Below are 17,997 nucleotides of genomic sequence, written 5' to 3'. Positions count from 1 at the left end.
ATTTTTCTACGCTCCTACTTGATTAGCAAATTGAACAGCAAAGTCAACACATCTATCGATTTCTTCTTGTGTATCTGGGGTGAACTCAACCTTGAGTCCTGCCTGCATGATGTTTGTTCCACACTCTTTTAATCTATCTTCAAATAAATCTACCGCAGCACAAAATTTTGGATAGGCATGGTCACCCGACCCAAAAACCGCAGCGTTCTTCCGAGTTAAATCTACTGTCAGGAGATTCTCGTAAAACTCTTCTGTTTCGTATGGTAAGTCTCCGTCGCCCCACGTGTAAGAACCGAGTAATATCCCATCATACTTAAGAAGGTCATGTACATCCATATGTTCCATTTCCATCATTTCCGTTTCATGTCCAAAAGGTTCAATACTAACTTTTAATAATTCTGCAATTTCCTCCGTATTCCCAGACATGCTTGCATAAGCAATAACGATTTTCGTCATATGGACCCTCCAATAATAATGATAATCATTCTCATTATTAACTATAACAACATTGATAACTGTTTTCAATTAGTTTTTTAATTTAATCATAAAAATTATCCGTTTCCATCAAAAAATTGCTATAATCCGTTGACAACTTCAAATGAAAGTGATAATCTTTTTCATATAGAAATAAAAAAAAGGCAACCATAAATGGTTACCAAAAAGAGAATAGAAATAAGAATAGATTAAACATTTTTTGGTTCAAATGTTCTGCAGTCTGTTTCTTCTTTAGAAGAAGCAACTTCAGCATGTGCTACAACAAAGATTTCTGAAGCTGTACACTTCTTACTTTCTTCGTTGAAAACGCAATTTGAAACTTCACATAATACTGTCGCCATATAAATGCACCTCCTTTTATAGTAATCTATTTCATTGTTACACTTTCATTTTAACAGATGGTAGATTTTACTACAATATGTGCATTTGTTCTTTTTTTATGTCATTTTTGTGAAAACAAACTCAGTTGATTAAGAAGAGATCTTAATCAACTGAGTTCGTTTTTTACAAAATTCCCTGTAATGCTTCATGGATTGCTTTTTCTCTTACAATTATGACTTGAACCATCAAAAGTCAATCCTTCTGCACTTCTAATTCTCAACACCATTTCTCTTGTAAACTTTCATAAGTTCTTTCAAATGCTCAAACAACAAATCACTCCTAGCAAAAAAAGTAAACTAGCAGCGAGATTTTAAACAACAGTTAAAGAAGAATTGTCTATCAAATAAAAAGCAACTAACGGACCAAAGTCCGCACCAAAATCAACAGCCATTGTATGTACTCTGTCAGTATTTAGAAAACCATTAAACAAAAAAGGGCTTGCACATGTTCCTTAGAACTGGCAAGTCCTTTTTAGCCCTAGTGAGGCAAAGATCGAATTGCTTTTTTACGTAAATATCACTAACCTTATTATCGACCAAGGCGGAAATCTACTATTGAAGTAGTAAGAATTCTCAATTGAGAGTAAAGGAAGCTAGACTAGCTCTACCACTTCCTGTGTAAGTAAAGTACAATGACTGAACCCCATCTGGTATACTTATGTCTGCTACATATTCTGTCCATACATTAGTAAAATCAACCGGTATTGTAGCAAGCGCTACACCATCCCACGATGTTTTCACTTCAAATGCTCCCCTACAATACCCTCTAACTTTAATATTTATACTTTTTACACCTGTACAGTCAAAATACTTAAATCCAGCAGTAGCGGAATCTAGCATGTTTGTAATATAACCAACTTCCATATCTCCATCTTTGCCATCCTGCGTTATCTTCGGAAATTGGCTATCCATCCATAAATCACCTGTATATTTTTCCTCTTCACGGTAAAACAGATTACAAGCCAAATAGGCTGGATACTCTCCACGACCAACTAACGCTCCTCTATTTGGACCACATGAAGTCATCTCTACTTGCGGAATAGTTCCATCGTTATCGATTTCAATTTCTTCCATACACCCTTGTCGGCTGAAATTAGATCCATTAGTGTGTCTATGGTAAAATACAAACCACTTTTTATTCACTTCGACGATACTACCATGGTTGTTCCCACCATAAAACATAGGTTTATCTGCGGGTTTATAAGAATCAATATGGAGGTCATTATTGCTTACAATCACACCCTTATATTCAAAACCTTTTGTCGGATTTGTACTGGTAGCATAACATAATTCATGGAATACGATAGACGAATAAATAAAATAATAGGTATCCCCTACCTTCCTCATAGAAGGGGCTTCAAAAAATTCATGGTTTTTGAAACTGCTCCCCTCACTATACGGTTCACTAGGAGCAATGAATACTGGTTCTTCTAAAACCGTAAGCATATCGGGTCCAAGAATCGTTGCCATAGCCCCTTTTCTCGACTTGTCACCTTTAGGACAGAAACCAGTATAAAGATAAGTTTTTTCTCCTTCAGTCAAGACACCAGGATCAAACTGTGGTTGGTCTCCTTCTCTTTCTCCTAGTCGAGTACCGTCGGGATATATTACATAGCCATAGAATTCATACTTTCCTGCTGGTGTGTCACAGACAGCTAACGATACAATCGGAACTTTGTCTAGAACATAATACAAATAATATCTACCATCTGGTCCAACGGTGACATCAGGAGCATACAAACACATAGTTCCGTTTTTGTTTATTGGGTCATCTGTTTTTCTATAAATTACACCTTCATATTTCCAGTCAGCCAAATCATCTTCTGGAGCAGACCAACACACATAATCATTTAAGCAATATGCATGACCATTAAAACGATCATGAGAACCATAAACGTAGACTCTATTATTGAACACATACGGCTCACCATCTGGTATATACTCCCAAGATGGAAGGTAAGGATTTAGGCCTTGTTTTTTCATTTTACTGTTCACCCTCAATATTATTTAATCGCGTACGTTCATACTACTCTAGGTCTCCATTGATAATGCTTAGATTAAACACTGTTCTTCAATTGATCTAATTATATAATTGACAAAACGACTACTGACATTGGAGGTAATATTACGTCTAACCCTTTTTCCCCAATACAAAATTCAGTAAATTCTTTAGGGCTCACCTTATGACTCTCTTCAAATGAATTATGAGCATCGATCGTAGTTGCAGTTAAAATTCTACCTTCAATCTTTGCATTCTCTACTGCCAAACCTCGTATATCCATCTTCAGTTCTGCTTCATTATTGTGGTCGATATTACAAATGCCTACATGCACAGTTCCATCTTCATTTTTTGATGCGGTGAGGCTAATTTGAGGCAAACTTTCTCCTTTAAATTCATAATTGTTTGAATTAATCACACTCGCAATCTTTTGTGCACCTTGGTGAACCTTGTACATTTCAAATATGTGGTACGTAGGAGTCATAACCATATTTGCACCCTCAGTTAATATCATGGCTTGAAGAACATTCACCGTTTGAGCTATATTTGCCATTTGAACACGGTCACAATGTTCATGGAATATATGAAAATGAAGAGCGGCAACAACAGCATCTCTAATGCTATTTTGCTGATACAAGAAACCTGGATTCGTACCTGGCTCAGGGTCTAACCACGTTCCCCACTCATCGATAATCATTCCAACTCGCTTTTTTGGGTCATATTTATCCATAATTGTTCCGTGATTTCGTATTAACGTTTCCATAAATAACGCTTTTTTCATCGTTACAAACCACTCATGTTCTGGAAAGCCTGTAGCAGCACCTTTTTCATTCCATTCACCTGGTATTGTATAATGGTGTAGACTTAAACCATCCATATGATGAGCAGACTCTCGCATTAACACTTCTGTCCAATTATAATCATCACCACTAGCGCCACCTGCAATCTTATAAATCTTGTTCCCATTATAGTTACGAACATAAGTTTGATAGTTGCGATAGAGATCTGAATAGTATTCTGGACGCATATTCCCCCCACAGCCCCAATTCTCATTCCCAACACCAAAATACGGTAATTTCCATGGCTTTTCTTGACCATTCTCTTTTCGCCAATTTGCCATTGGTGATTCACCATCAAATGTCATATACTCTACCCATTCTGCCATCTCTTGAACAGTTCCACTTCCAACGTTTCCACAAATATAAGGCTCACATTCAAGGATTTCACAAAGCAACATGAATTCATGGGTACCAAAATGGTTGTTTTCAATCACTCCACCCCAGTGAGTGTTTACCATGCGTTTTCGCTTTTCTCTTGGTCCAACTCCATCCTTCCAGTGATATTCATCAGCAAAACAACCACCCGGCCAACGAAGAACAGGGATATTAAGTTTTTTTAAAGCTTCAATCACATCATTACGAATTCCCTTAGTATTTGGGATTGGTGAATCTTCCCCTACCCATATCCCTTCATAAATACACCTACCTAAATGCTCTGTAAAATGGCCATATATATTTTTATTTATTATTCCTTGTTCGATATCTACATTCAAAATTGCCTGTTGTTTCATGCCTATCCACCTCATTTTTTGAATTATCCTCCCCACACATAGAGTATATGTACCGGGACCATAGAGAGCATTTTTATCATAATTATGTATTTTTAGTTAAACGTGTTTCACTACTCCTCATGTAATCGTTGATTTACGAGGAGTAGTGAACTTACAGTAATCTTAATATTTATTCTTGCATGTTAGATTCCACGGCCTCCTGTGCCTTCTTTAACGCTTCTTCTGCAGTATCAGATTTTTGTCGTAGTACTTCATTCAACACATTTGTTGTTATTTCATTAGCTACAGTAGGTGTGTTTGGAGTAATATTAATGGAATTAATCTCATCTCGAACATCTAATAATACTTCAAAGATATTATCACCAAAGTATTGATAGAATGGATTGTCTTCTTGGAATATGTCATTATCCCATACGTCCCAACGTGGAGGGTCGAACCCAAGTATAGTCCAAAGCTTCTCATTTGCTCTTTCCGTTAGTTTTGCATAGGCTAAGAAATCTTTAGCAAGTTCTTCATGCTCTGTTTGGTTTGTAACAACTGTACCTGTACCTCCCATTCCCGCTGAGCGGAATCCACCTTCTTCCCATGCTGGAAGTGGTTGAATCGTGATTTTCCCATCCAAGTCAGGCATATTATCGATAAAGCGCCCCATATACCAGATTGGCATGGCAAGAGCAGCTACATTTCCATCATTCATATAAGCATAGTATTCCTCTGCATGTGGATGCCCACCTGGTGTCAGTTCAGCAATTTCATGGACATGAACTAAATCATGAAGAAATTGTAATACTTCAATATTTTTTTCAGCGTCCAAAATTAAATTACCATTACTGTCAAAGAAATCTGAACCATTTTGACTTATCAATTGTTGTAGAGGGAGGTGATCATCTGTATCGACTGTGATCATTTTTTTCCCAGTGTTTTCAACTACTTGTTTGCCAGCTTCTACAAAGTCATCCCACGTTTTTATCGATTCTACATCGACCCCTGCCTCAGCTAAAATTTCAGTGTTGTAGTACATCACAGATGCCCCTACGTGAGTAGGCATCCCGTAATACGAACCATCTTTAGAATAAAGAGTAAAACGGGCTTCAACAAATTTATCAATAACGGGTTCCACATGTTCATTCATAGGTAATAGTTGTGGTACCCCCTGTAAGTAATTAGGAAATCGTGATACTTCAATATCAGCTAAATCTGGTGCTCCTGAACCTGATTGCAACGCAAGTAATAAGTTGTTGTGCATTTGATCAAACGGATAAGTTTCTGCAACGAGTTTAATTGGTCGATCAGGGAATTCCTCATTCCACGCAATCGCTGCATCCTCAAATAAATCAACATGTTGACCAGCAAATGTCCAAAACGTTAATTCTGTAGCCCCTTCAATATCATCACCGACGACAGTTGTTTCTTCTGCATCACTTGAAGAGGAAGAACTACCACCACAAGCTACTAATAAAACTGACAAAATAGCAATCATGACACAAAATATACTTTTCCTTACCATTACAATCCCCCCATTTTTTATTAAAATTAAAAATTTGCTAGCAATATAAATTCAGTTCTACCACCACCTCCCACAATCATTTCCACTTGTCATTTGCTAGTATAAGAAGTTGTTTGATCTAAATTTTCAAAAATTAGCATAGCAATCCACATACAACTGATTGCCATTACACTGATTGAAAAAAAAGGGATGATTCCTGGAAAATCTAACGAAAAATAAACAACTAGAAAGATAACGCCCCCACTAGCTAGAGTATAGTGTATTTTGGTCAATCCAATTATGACTGCATTACGAATATACCCGAAGAAAGTTGTTTGATAGTGAGCCAATAGTGGAAACACCCATATAACTACAATGAGGTAGAAAAACAAGATAAAATAAAAGGTAAACGGAAAAACAAATAGTAATTCTTCACTCGAATTGGCTATTGCATAGTAATTTATGTAGAGTATTCCTGCTATTATTGTTAGGAGCCATCCCATCAAATTCGCTCGCACGAACTCTTCTTTGTAAATCCGCTTAAATAATTTCTTTTTTTCTACATCGGCTTCCCCCATTATTATTTTCCTGGACAACCCCAATGCTGCTACTGTTGCTGGAAATACTCCTCCAAAAAATACACCCAACATTGTGTAGTAAATCCACAATAAATTTATTGCAACTAGTTGTACAATCCAGCGGAGAATGCGATCGAGCGATAATACGATTTGGGATCCGTCCATTCCCTATCCACCTCTTTACAATTAGATTTTTCCTTTAGGTTCGTCATCTATTACCCTTTTACTCCGCCAACTGTTAGCCCGGCAACAAAATAGCGCTGGAAGAAAATAAACAAAATAACAATCGGAACAATCGTCATTACGGAACCAGCAAGTAAAATATCATAATTATTTCCATATGGAGTTAACAATGTCGCCAACCCGATTGGGAGTGTAAACATATCATTTGACCGTAATACAACTAATGGCCACAAGAAGTTATTCCAACTGTTTAACCCTTGTAAAATCGCCATTGCAGCTAATGAAGGCCCCATTAGCGGGAGCATAATCCTAAAAAATATCCCATATTCAGTACAACCATCGATTCTTGCCGCATCCATTAATTCTTTAGGAAGCCCTAATGCATACTGCCTAAAGAAGAAAACAGCAATAGGTGCAACAATTGCGGGTAGGATAACCGCTGAATACGTATCTACCAATTTGAGCTTAATCATCAACTGAAAAAGAGGTAGCATTAATATTTCAAACGGAATCATTAAAATAACTAAAACTAGTAAAAAGAAAAAGTTCTTTCCTTTGAAATCATATACCGCTAACGCATAACCTACCATAGAGGAAAATAGTAAAGATAAGACTACGATGACCATAGAAATCCAAACGCTATTTCCGAACCACTTCCAATAAACTCCGGCCTCATTAAAAATATAGATGTAATTATTTAACGTTAATGTGTTAGGGTCAAATACTAAACTTATCCCGTTTCTCATCAAATCAGTAGCTGGTCGAAATGAAGAAAGGATTAAAGTGAATAGTGGAAATAAGGCTACAAACGCTATAACTACAAACCCAATTGTGAGAAACCAAGTAAGTAAAGGGTTATTCTTTTGCTTCATTACTCATCCCCCCTTTTAAATGCTCCAGTTAGATACAGTTGAGTCAAGCTGATTACAAAGATTATCGCCATTAATACAACACCTATCGCTGCACCAAATCCCATATCGTTTTGTTGAATACCTTCTTGATATAAATAGCCAACGATTGTTAAACCAATATTACCTGGTGAACCGGAAGTCCAGAATACAAAGCTTTCTTCAAACATTCTAAAACCACCGATAATGGAGATGGTAGCCACGAAAATCGTGACCGGCTTTAAGAATGGCAACGTGACATAAAAGAATTTTTGTAATGTATTTGCCCCATCAATCTCTGCAGCTTCATACAATTCTTTCGGTACATTTTGTAACGCGGCTAGGAAGTACAAAATGTTAATACCCATCCATCGCCAAGACGCGAGAACAACCATTAAGAACATCCCTGACCAAGCATTGTATCTCCAATCAACCGAATCAAGGCCAACCCAATTAATGATTTGGTTTGCTACAGCCGTATCACTTTCAGCGAACATTAAACGGAAAACCATTCCCGCTACAATAACTGAGGTCAATGCTGGTAGAAATAAGGATGTTCTAAATAGAATTCTAAATTTTACAACCTTGGAATTTAATAAGACAGCTAACAACATTGGTATTGAAACTAAAATCACAACGGTTAAAACCATATAAACTGTAGTATTTTGTAATGCTGTATAAAACGTTGGATTTAATATTCTTTGGTAATTTCGCAACCCAATGAAAGTGATTTCACCAGGTAACACTCTTTGAAAACTCATAATGATGGCTTGGATTGCTGGGTATAGGGACAACAGTAGAAAAGACAGAACAAACGGTGAGATAAAGACATATGGCACTACTTTTTGGGAGTTTAAGAGATTAAAAACACCTTGAAATTTCTTGTTACTCACTTGAACGACTTCTTGCTTGGAATTCTTTCTAGTTTCAATCATAGGAACCCCCTCCATAAATTATCTTTTGGAAAAACTATGTTTTTACTTATAACAGGGAAACAAACTTTACCTCCGATAAAAACCGTGTACGTACACGAAAACAACAAAAGGAATACAACTTGTTCCTATTAGTTTTTGATTAAAACCGATTTTCGTGTACGTACACGATAAGAATGTAAAAAATAAATGTCCATCTAATTTTTCAATTCAATCGTTGCATCTCACCCCTTTATTTGTACACTTCCAAGTTATCCATGAGGAACATCAACACAAAAGAAAACGCTTACATATCTCTTGTGAATTTTAATATATGTTTACAACCAATTAAGATAAACCAACGCAATTTCATTTAACTTCCAAATAAACAAATTTTTATATTTTGTGTCCTGAATACAAACCCATATTATCACCGTTGTCAAGGACCGTCAACTTATTTTTTAAAATTTTCAGAGAAATCCTAAATGGACTCCCCTTTAATAATTTCATAATCAAGCAAAGGAGTTGAGACATATTCCCCATGATTTATTTTGTTAATTATACTTTCTACAGCACTTTTACCTATGTCATCAATTGGGTATTTAACTGTCGTTAGTCTTGGTGTAATGTATTTTAACATATCAATATCATCAAAACCCATAATTCCTACCTGTTCTGGTATATTGATACCTTCTTTTTTTAGATAATTCATTACTTCTAAAGCATAAAGATCAGTCGAACAGACAATGGCCGTTTTCTCCTCGTTACTAAAAGTTATATTCTCTAACTCCTGAATATAATCATTATTTTTTACAATGAGCGGTTTAGAAATAATGTCGTTCCTTTTTAATCCTTCATAAAACCCATTAAGTCGTTCTTCTTGCGTATAAATATTCGTTTTTCCTAAGAAAGCAAGAGGTGGACTAATATAAATAAATTTTTTATAGCCCTTTTCTACGATATAGTCTACGGCTTCCGTCATTGCCTGTCGCTCTCGAATCCCTATGTATTCCCATTCTTTTGAAATATAATTAAAAATTGTAATGATAGGAATATCCAACTTACTTAAATATGATTCAAATTGCTCACCCTTATTTACTGTAAACAAAATAATTCCATCCACTTTTCGATTAGCTAAGTAATCAATACAATTCATTTCACTTTCTGGTTTCTTATCCGACAATGTAATATAAACAAAATAACCTAACTCTCTCGCTTTTAACTCAATCGCATTTAGTAATTGTGCAAAGGAGCGGTTATATAAATCGAATAAGACAACTCCAATCGTCATAGTTTTTCCCATGACTAAACTTCTGGCTGTATAATCGGGTTGATATTGCATCTCTTTAGCTACTTTTAAAATCTTTTTTTTCGTTTTCTCACTAATGCCTTTTCTGTTATTGAGTGCCCTGTCCACAGTTCCAGCTGAAACTCCACAAATAGTAGCAATATCTTTAATCGTTACCTTCAATGTCGACCACCTCTAACAATCTATTCACAGTTTGATTCGTACATTATACCACTATTGTCCCATACCGGAGTAATCAAATTTAAGGCTATAATCATTTTTAAACGATGTGGATTATCCACTTCAAAAAAGCCGCACAAAAGTTCGATAAACTAATGTTCAGCTTAAAAGATATAGTTATCAATACTAGTGTAATCGTCCAAAGACGTTACTGCAAATTGACTGAAGAATAATTAGATAATATTCATCTTACACAACTAGGATACTAGGTTTAAACCATTGAACAGAACATTTCCCTCCATTGTTAAGCTGTTACTGTTAAAATAAGAGCCAACCCATTAAATGTGCTATGGATAATGATAGCAGGGAGAATTGATCCTGTTTTTTCATATGTCCATGCAAACACTAGGCCAGAAATAAAGTTTACAGGTAAAGTATTGTAAGTCGGGATATGAACGAGCATAAAAATAAAAGAACTTATTACCATACCTGCAGCTATTCCCCATTTTCCACGAAACCATTTGTATAAAAAACCTCGATAAAAAATCTCTTCATAAATAGGTGAAATGATTACAGCAGACACAAATCCAATCAGAAGAGTAAACCAAGTTATATTTTTTTGTAATGATTCAGTTTTTCCATTTTCCCAACTAATGTGTAATAGCTCCATTATTATTAAAATGACAACACTCATAATAATTAAGAGACACAGCCATACAATAATCCACTTCCAATACTGATTTGAAAATCGCCTTACTCCAACTGATTTCCATGAAAGGTGATAAGGTTTTAGAATAATGTAGTAAAGAGATGTCATAAATACGATTGCCATAACGAATCCAGTTAAAGTGCCTGAATATAAGCTATTCTGAAAAAGACTATACAAAAAATCATGCATCAAAAATTCTAAAAAAAACGGAACAAATAGGAAGGTAATTAACAGCAACTTAAAAACATCTTTCCAACACCATTTGATTGGTTTACCTATTAAATCATTACCCATCGAAATCCCCCTTAAGAAATTGTCTATAAATATAGTATAAGGGATGACGTAACGTCACTTTCAACTTCTTTCAACAGGTATACAATGATTTTATTTTAAAAGGCTAAAAAAAGAGGCATCTCATTTAAAATGGACCCTCTTTTTTAGTACTTTACCTCATATTTTTTACACCTTAAACTGATCCACTTCTGCTTGTAAAGATTGTGCTAAATCTGCTAATTCAGAAGCTGTGAAAGCTACTTCCTCAATTGTTGCGGATTGTTCCTCCGCCGCAGCTGATACTTCTTGTGTAGAAGCAGAAGATTGTTGGATTACGCTAGAGACTTCCTCCATTGATTCTAATACCTCTTTAATTTTCTGTTCAACAGAAGAAAAATAGCTCTCTACTTTCTTCGCTCCATTTTCCGATTTACTCACTTGTTCCACAATATTCTTTAATGCTTCTCCGCCTTCTTGAATTAAGCTTACTTGTTTTTCTAATGCAGTTGAATCTGCCATCATCAGATCGACCGTTGTACTCGTTTCCGTTTGAATCGTCTCAATTAAAGTAGTAATCTGATTTGAATTTGTTTTTGATTGTTCCGCTAACTTTCGAATTTCATCTGCAACAACAGCAAATCCTTTTCCATGTTCTCCCGCTCTTGCTGCTTCAATCGCTGCATTTAATGCAAGCAAGTTAGTTTGGTCAGCAATCCCGTTAATTAATGTAATAATCTCTCCGATTTGTTCAGAGCTTTTTCCTAAACCTTGAACAGAAGAAGATGTCTGTTTAACAGAACGATTAATATGAGCTAATTGTTCAATTGCTTGCGAAATTGATCTTTCCCCATTTTCTGCAACCAAAGATGTTTCTAAAGCTTGATGAACCATTGATTCCGATTCATTTCTTCCATTCGAAGTTTCCTCAACTGAAACTTCCATTTTCGATAAAATCGTATTTGTATAATTTGCTTGAATACTAGCACCTTGTGCTACATCGTTAATTCTTTGAGCAATTTCATGACTAGCTTCTCCCGTTTGTTCAGCACTTGCTGCTAATTGTTCTGAAGATGTCGATGCCCGTTCTGCATTTAACTTTACATTCGATACGATTGTTCGAATTTTTGATATGAAATGATTTGTTGCTTTTGCTAATTCGCCAATTTCATCATTCGTTTTAACATGTATTTCCTGCGTTAAATCACCACCATTTTCTGCTAAACTACTCAATTCACTTTTTAATAGCGCTAATGGTTTCATCAAACGACGAGCGAAATAATAAGCAAAAATAATAACGACCACCGAAATTCCAATTAATACAACGACTATTTTATTGATTAGTTGATAAACTGGAGCGAATGCTTCATCATTATCCATTTCAGCTAGAACGACCCAATTTAATCCATTGATTTCAAGTGAGGTATAGGCGCTTAATACCTTTTCTCCTCGATAATCAGTAATCACCTCTACTCCGGTATGACCTTCTAGTGCATCCACCGTTGATTCTGTTTTCACTTCTACAACTCCAATATCACTTTCATCACTAAACCTAGAACTCGATCTCATTAAAAAGTCTTCCCCAACTAAGTATGTTTCTCCTGTAAGCCCTAATCCAGACGTTGAATTCATTAATCCTTCGATTCGTTCATCCGATAATTGTAAGGCTAACACACCTATTTTGTTATTATTTGCATCTACTAGTGGAGTTGCAATAAACGCTGCTGGCTCATTAGATGGGCTATAAAAGGCATAATCTGCAACCGTGTACCCGCTTGAACTTTCTCTGAAAGCCTGAGCTAATCCTGTGTCTTGATAAGGACCTCTTACTAGGTTTGTTCCTAAATCTGATTCTTTTTCAACACTATAAACGACTTCTCCATCGTTATCAATTAAAAACAAATCATAATATCCGTATGTGTCAATATAAGATTTAAAGAAATCTCCCACACTTGCTTCATGACTTACATAGTCAGATCCTTGCAGGCCTGTTTCATAATAAGCACGAGAAAACTCTTGTATCCCTTCTTTAACTTCAGAAGTTTGAGATAGCACGACGATGTCGCCTTCTCTTTCAGCAAAATAGCTTTCAATGATTTCTTTTTTAATATCTCGAATGGCTACTAATTTATTGACCACGGCATCATCTAATGAGTTTCTCGACTCATAGGTACTAATTCCCATTAACACTAACATAGGAAGTAAACTTATTAATAAAAATGATATAAGCATTTTCTTTCTCATATTCCAACTCCATCTCCTCTTGATGTCTTTTTCATTGCTGATCTTTGATCATTACAAAATCATTTATAGTTAAAAAGAACTAGTAAAAATGACATGTTTTTTATTATATCTTGTTATTTACTGAAATACAAATAATAAATACTTGAAGAATTATTACAAAGCACAATTCCAGGTAATATTCACAGCTAAAAAAAGACGCGCTCTTATATCTCAGTTGAGATAGAACGCGTCTTTTTATTTTTCTGGAGGGTCATAGGTTACGTATGTCCCTGCTAGAAAGTCATGAATTGCCCGGTTATCTTCCCTTAAACCAACCATAAACGCACTTACGATTAAGCCGATACCAAAAGTTAGTGCGTACACCAGTCCGCTAACAAAATCCCTCAACAACATTGTACCAATCCCTACTTTTTCTCCATCCACTCTTGCAATTCTTATTCCGACTGCTCTTTTTCCTAACGTGTATCCATACCAAAGTACAGGAAGTAATATATAATACAATAATTGAATCAAATACGATGAAAATCTTTCTCCCGGTAAAAATTGACCGTATAGAATCAATGAGATAAATCCGATCCCAAAGACTAAGATAACCCCATCTATTATAGCCGCTCCAAGTCTAACCCCAAAACCTGCTGAATTCTCACACTCCATCTTTTCCCCTCCTAACAAACTAACAACCTATGTAAATTAGATACTCCCGTTCATTGTTTATTCTGTTTAAGGATAACGCATACAACTTATCCAAAACAAGGAATATGGTTGTGCTATAATTATCAATTTTAGGTGTCTCTTCTACATACCCAACTTAAATCCAAATCGACTTCACTATGATACAATAAAAAAAACAACCCATTTTGGATGGTGATTCCCATTGAAAAAAACAAGAAGCAATCATCCAGATAAACACAAAGTAGAAGAAGATCATTCATCTTATGATGAGCCGTTTGAACGATATGAAATCATTAATAATATTCGCTATGACTTGAAACCCTCACCTAGTGTTGTACATCAAGTGATTGTAACGGGGTTAAATCAAAGCCTCAGTCTAAACTGTCCTTCAGAAGGAATTGTTATCGTTGCACCAATGGATGTTCACCTTGACGAGAATAATACCGTCCAGCCGGACCTTATTTTTATTCGAAATGAAAATTTTCATATCATTAAAAACGAACGAATTGAAGGTACTGCAGATTTACTAGTAGAGATTCTTTCACCAAGTAGCGGAAGTCATGACCGCATTAAATTGCATTCATATTGTACCTCCAATCGAGTAATAACTTATCTCGTAACTCTTAAGCTTTTTACTGTATATATTGATTTGTTCAAACATCGGCTTCACCTCTCTCACTGAAACATTTATTTACATGCCCATCTTTACACTTTTGCGGAACTGCTAGAATAATTGAATTTGTTGGCATTTCACTTTAGTTTCACCATACAGACTATAACCAATATTTCTATATCCCTTTAATCGCTTTTCAAACATTTTCTGTAAAACTTCCACGTTTGAATCTACATAATCATACACTTTTACTTCGTTTTTACCACTATGAATACGATGAAGCCGTCCTACATACTGTTGTAACGTCCCTTTCCAAGAAATTGGCATCGTTAGAAATAGTGTATCTAATCTAGAGTCATCAAAACCTTCTCCGATAAACTTTCCTGTTGCAATTAATAACCTCTCTTCACTATCAGGTAATTTAATTAATTTTTGCAAAGCTTGTTGTCGTTCTTTCTTCTTCATCGCTCCTGATAATATAATGATATTTTTCGCAAATCCTTTGAAGAGAGTATACAGCTCAGTTATATGATCTAGACGTTCCGTCAACACTATAGGAGACCGTCTTTCTTCTAACGCTTGTAGCACATCATTAAAAATCATTTCGTTTCGTTCTTTATTAGTGGATAACAAAGAATAGATAGCTTGTATCTCAGTTTCATTCGTTTTCACTAATGTTTCTCTTTTAATAAGCGTTTGTTTAAACGGGAGATTATTGGCTTGTTGTTTATTATTCGTTTTATACCTTATAGGTCCACATTGCATAAAAATGATAGGGTGTAACCCGTCTTTCCTAACTGGGGTTGCTGTTAACCCGTACACTTTTTTTGCTCGAACAGCTTTTAATACCTTTTCAAAGCTGACAGCAGATATGTGATGACATTCATCCACGATAATTTGACCGTAATGATGTAACTCAGGTTTAATTAGTCCATTACGATTAAGAGATTGTATTGTACATATATCAATATTAAAGGTCGGTTTATTTTTCCCACCACCGATTTGACCTATTTCATTTCCTTGAATATTTAAAAATGTTGAGAGTCTCTCTTTCCACTGTTCAACTAATTGTGTTCGATGCACGATGATAAGCGTATTCACTTTATTTCTACTAATTAATGCCGCGGATGCCACTGTTTTTCCGAAACCTGTATCTGCTGCTAGTACACCATTGTCATAATTAACCATAGAACTAACAGCATCCTCTTGTTGAATCGTAAGTTCTCCATGAAATGTAGCATCGATGGTCTTGCCTACCACTTGCTTGTTTTGTATTATAAGATCTATTTTGTTATTGTAGAAAATTTCCTCCACTTTTTCCATGAGACCTCTTGGTAAAATGAGCATATTGTCATCAATAATTGTACAATCAATTATTCTAGGAATTCGATGAGTGGAAAAACGCTTTGCTTGTGCTTTGAAAAACTCTGGATTACCAAATGTCGCAAGTCTTTGTAATTCAAGGAGCAGCTCACTAGGTAATAACACCTTAGGTATTTCAATCCCACGATTTAGTTCGATAGTAACTTCTTTTGGCAAGCTAAAAATCTCACCTCTCTCTTTTACCTTAATCGGCCCTTCATCCAAGGATAAGTTTGTTATTATTTGTAGAATGTTTTTTTCTGAAACCTTTTCTATAGAAGCTAGATATTTCCATTGATTCTCGTATTCCTGAAACGAATCGTCTACAAACACACTATTCCCATTCACTTTTGCTTCTTTCTGCAAGGGGAGAGCTATTAAATTTCCGAAGCCACCCTTAGGTAATACATCTTGGTTAGGAAACATTCTATCAAATGAATCCAATCCAAATCCACGCGGTCTTTCGCTTGTTTTAGATAATAGAACCTTTCCCAACTTTCTAGCTAACGAAGCACTTATTGCCTTTTCAAAAAAGAACCAAATATGAGCCCCTTCTCCAGAGCGGGAACGCTCAATGTGATAAGGTAACCCTACGTTTTTGCAAGTATCAATAAATGCATGTACATCATCTCGCCATTGCTTTTTATCAAAGTCCACAGCCAGAAAATAGCACGTATTATCTTCGATTAAAGGATATATTCCTACCGTTTTTATACCACTTAAATGTTCATATATGACTTCGGGAGTTATGCTAGAAAATAATTGATGAGCGCAATCCTGACATTTGATTTTTGGTTTTCGGCAAAGCTCTTTATCCCACTCGTTTTTACAAACAGGGGAGTAACCAGATTTACCTGTCTTACTCGATTCCCACCTTTGAGCAAAAACATCAGACCTTCCCTTAAAGAGGTCCATAAAAAGGGAAATTGCAGCTTTTTCTTTAGGAGTAAAGTCTTTGACTGTTTTCTTTAATTTAGATTTTTGATTATAAGTAGGATTATGACCTTGTGCACTATAGAGAGCCTTTTTTAATTGCTTATTTTCTTTTTTTAGTCTATCAATCTCTTTTAGAGCTTGATTGAGCTGTTCTTGAATATCCATAATGCGACTCCAATCATAGAAATCTTTAATTCTAGTTTATCCAAGAACGAACATAGTTAACAGTGTAATTGCCATGAAAAAAGAAACTCCTCAAAAGTTTGGTCAAACTTTGAGAAGCCTTAAATCTAAGAATTATCTTTTCACTTTTCACCACTATTATATTATACAATTGACAAAGTTTTAAACCTAACAATCGTAGCCCTAGAGGTAAACTACTTCTAAGATTCTTACTCCTCTTTATGTATCCCAAATATCTCATGAGCTTTGGAAAGAGAATCTTTGAAATAATAACTATATTGTTGGTCGAAAGATGTAGGGTCATGTAAATATTTAACTTCTATTCCACTGTCAACTACAAATCTATGAATTTCATATATAGAAGAAATATCACTCCATATATTAAGAGTAGAATTATCTGTGAAGTGTATTTTGTATATTGGGATTACCTTGTTACGGCTTGATGCCTTTCTCCGTTCATTAATGGATTTTTGCTTTTGTCGGATTTCTGTAGAAACATATTCCACTTCATCCCATGACTTCACTTGGTGAAAAATAATACGATGCTTCATTATATGATCCTCATTTGCTCCATGAAACCATAAGGAGGTGGTGGTCACCATAATAATGCTAATAACAAGCCAAATCGGAATAATGATTTTACCAGCACGAGTTAGAGTAACATATTTTATAAACAAGTACAGAAGAAATACGGCTAAAGCAAAATACTTCGTTAAAAATAACATAGGTGAAACAAAGGTAATGTAACTGTGAGATTGAAAAATAATAAAATAAATACCCCTAACCACCCAGCTTGTAAATAGTAAAATAACAATAATTGAGATTAGAAGGGTTATAAGCTTTCTGACTAGAGCTTCCAAATTAGGTTACCTCCATTTACGAAGAGTTTAATTTATAGTAAAAACTTGATCATTGTAAATATATTCCATAAAAAGAGTGTTCCGTTTTACGGAAACACTCTTTAATAATTTGTTTTGTGAAATTGTAGCTTTCAACTAGCTAGCGATAGGAGCAAACGAGTCTGGTGTTCTCCAATTATCAATTGTCATTC

Annotated in this window: 15 protein-coding genes; 1 reads left to right on the top strand and 14 read right to left on the bottom strand. The window is 35.3% G+C overall.

Features of this window, described 5'->3' with window-relative positions; translation table 11 throughout:
* Positions 1-6 precede the first annotated feature (6 nt).
* From T323_RS0111210 to T323_RS0111155, 12 genes are all read right to left on the bottom strand, one after another.
* The gene (locus T323_RS0111210) at positions 7-456 is read right to left on the bottom strand and encodes a flavodoxin (RefSeq protein WP_026673367.1); all 450 of its coding nucleotides are present in this window, start codon (positions 454-456) and stop codon (positions 7-9) included.
* Positions 457-683: 227 nt separating this feature from the next.
* Entirely contained in the window at positions 684-836 is a 153-nt protein-coding gene (locus T323_RS28390; protein WP_084309246.1) for a DUF1540 domain-containing protein, read from the bottom strand.
* 612 nt (positions 837-1,448) lie between these two features.
* On the bottom strand, positions 1,449-2,858 hold the full coding sequence (locus T323_RS0111200) for a family 43 glycosylhydrolase (RefSeq protein WP_026673366.1): 1,410 nt from the start codon (positions 2,856-2,858) through the stop codon (positions 1,449-1,451).
* 101 nt (positions 2,859-2,959) lie between these two features.
* On the bottom strand, positions 2,960-4,444 hold the full coding sequence (locus tag T323_RS0111195) for an alpha-N-arabinofuranosidase (RefSeq protein ID WP_026673365.1): 1,485 nt from the start codon (positions 4,442-4,444) through the stop codon (positions 2,960-2,962).
* 169 nt (positions 4,445-4,613) lie between these two features.
* Positions 4,614-5,951, bottom strand: a complete 1,338-nt coding sequence (locus T323_RS0111190) for an ABC transporter substrate-binding protein (RefSeq protein WP_026673364.1) — start codon at positions 5,949-5,951, stop codon at positions 4,614-4,616.
* 89 nt (positions 5,952-6,040) lie between these two features.
* Positions 6,041-6,673, bottom strand: a complete 633-nt coding sequence (locus tag T323_RS0111185) for a YesL family protein (protein ID WP_026673363.1) — start codon at positions 6,671-6,673, stop codon at positions 6,041-6,043.
* A gap of 50 nt (positions 6,674-6,723) precedes the next feature.
* Positions 6,724-7,563: a carbohydrate ABC transporter permease gene (locus T323_RS0111180; protein ID WP_026673362.1), complete on the bottom strand. Its 840-nt coding sequence runs from the start codon at positions 7,561-7,563 to the stop codon at positions 6,724-6,726.
* Positions 7,563-8,513, bottom strand: coding sequence for a carbohydrate ABC transporter permease (locus T323_RS0111175; protein ID WP_026673361.1), 951 nt, complete (start codon positions 8,511-8,513; stop codon positions 7,563-7,565). Before T323_RS0111175 ends, T323_RS0111180 begins: the two co-directional genes overlap by 1 nt.
* A 457-nt stretch (positions 8,514-8,970) precedes the next feature.
* Positions 8,971-9,960 carry a LacI family DNA-binding transcriptional regulator gene (locus T323_RS0111170; RefSeq protein ID WP_026673360.1) on the bottom strand — a complete coding sequence of 330 codons (990 nt, stop codon included), beginning with the start codon at positions 9,958-9,960 and terminating at the stop codon, positions 8,971-8,973.
* A 301-nt stretch (positions 9,961-10,261) separates the two neighbouring features.
* Complete coding sequence (locus tag T323_RS0111165; RefSeq protein ID WP_051556498.1) at positions 10,262-10,960, bottom strand: CPBP family intramembrane glutamic endopeptidase; 699 nt, start codon at positions 10,958-10,960, stop codon at positions 10,262-10,264.
* Positions 10,961-11,125: 165 nt separating this feature from the next.
* The gene (locus tag T323_RS26565) at positions 11,126-13,180 is read right to left on the bottom strand and encodes a methyl-accepting chemotaxis protein (protein WP_051556497.1); all 2,055 of its coding nucleotides are present in this window, start codon (positions 13,178-13,180) and stop codon (positions 11,126-11,128) included.
* Between the two features lie 234 nt (positions 13,181-13,414).
* Entirely contained in the window at positions 13,415-13,834 is a 420-nt protein-coding gene (locus tag T323_RS0111155) for an RDD family protein (protein ID WP_026673358.1), read from the bottom strand.
* 220 nt (positions 13,835-14,054) lie between these two features.
* Between T323_RS0111155 and T323_RS27955 the strand changes: the two genes are divergently transcribed.
* Complete coding sequence (locus T323_RS27955; RefSeq protein ID WP_051556496.1) at positions 14,055-14,534, top strand: Uma2 family endonuclease; 480 nt, start codon at positions 14,055-14,057, stop codon at positions 14,532-14,534.
* Between the two features lie 42 nt (positions 14,535-14,576).
* Here T323_RS27955 and T323_RS0111145 read toward each other — a convergent pair whose 3' ends face one another.
* Positions 14,577-16,928, bottom strand: a complete 2,352-nt coding sequence (locus T323_RS0111145) for a TOTE conflict system archaeo-eukaryotic primase domain-containing protein (protein WP_026673357.1) — start codon at positions 16,926-16,928, stop codon at positions 14,577-14,579.
* Between the two features lie 227 nt (positions 16,929-17,155).
* Positions 17,156-17,806: a hypothetical protein gene (locus T323_RS0111140; RefSeq protein WP_026673356.1), complete on the bottom strand. Its 651-nt coding sequence runs from the start codon at positions 17,804-17,806 to the stop codon at positions 17,156-17,158.
* Positions 17,807-17,997: the final 191 nt, after the last annotated feature.

The sequence above is a fragment of the Alkalihalobacillus bogoriensis ATCC BAA-922 genome, from assembly GCF_000621445.1.
GTDB classification, from domain to species: Bacteria; Bacillota; Bacilli; order Bacillales; family Bacillaceae_F; genus Bacillus_AO; species Bacillus_AO bogoriense.
The sequence above is the reverse complement of the archived record's forward strand: the minus strand, read 5'-3'. Positions and strand labels throughout refer to the sequence as shown.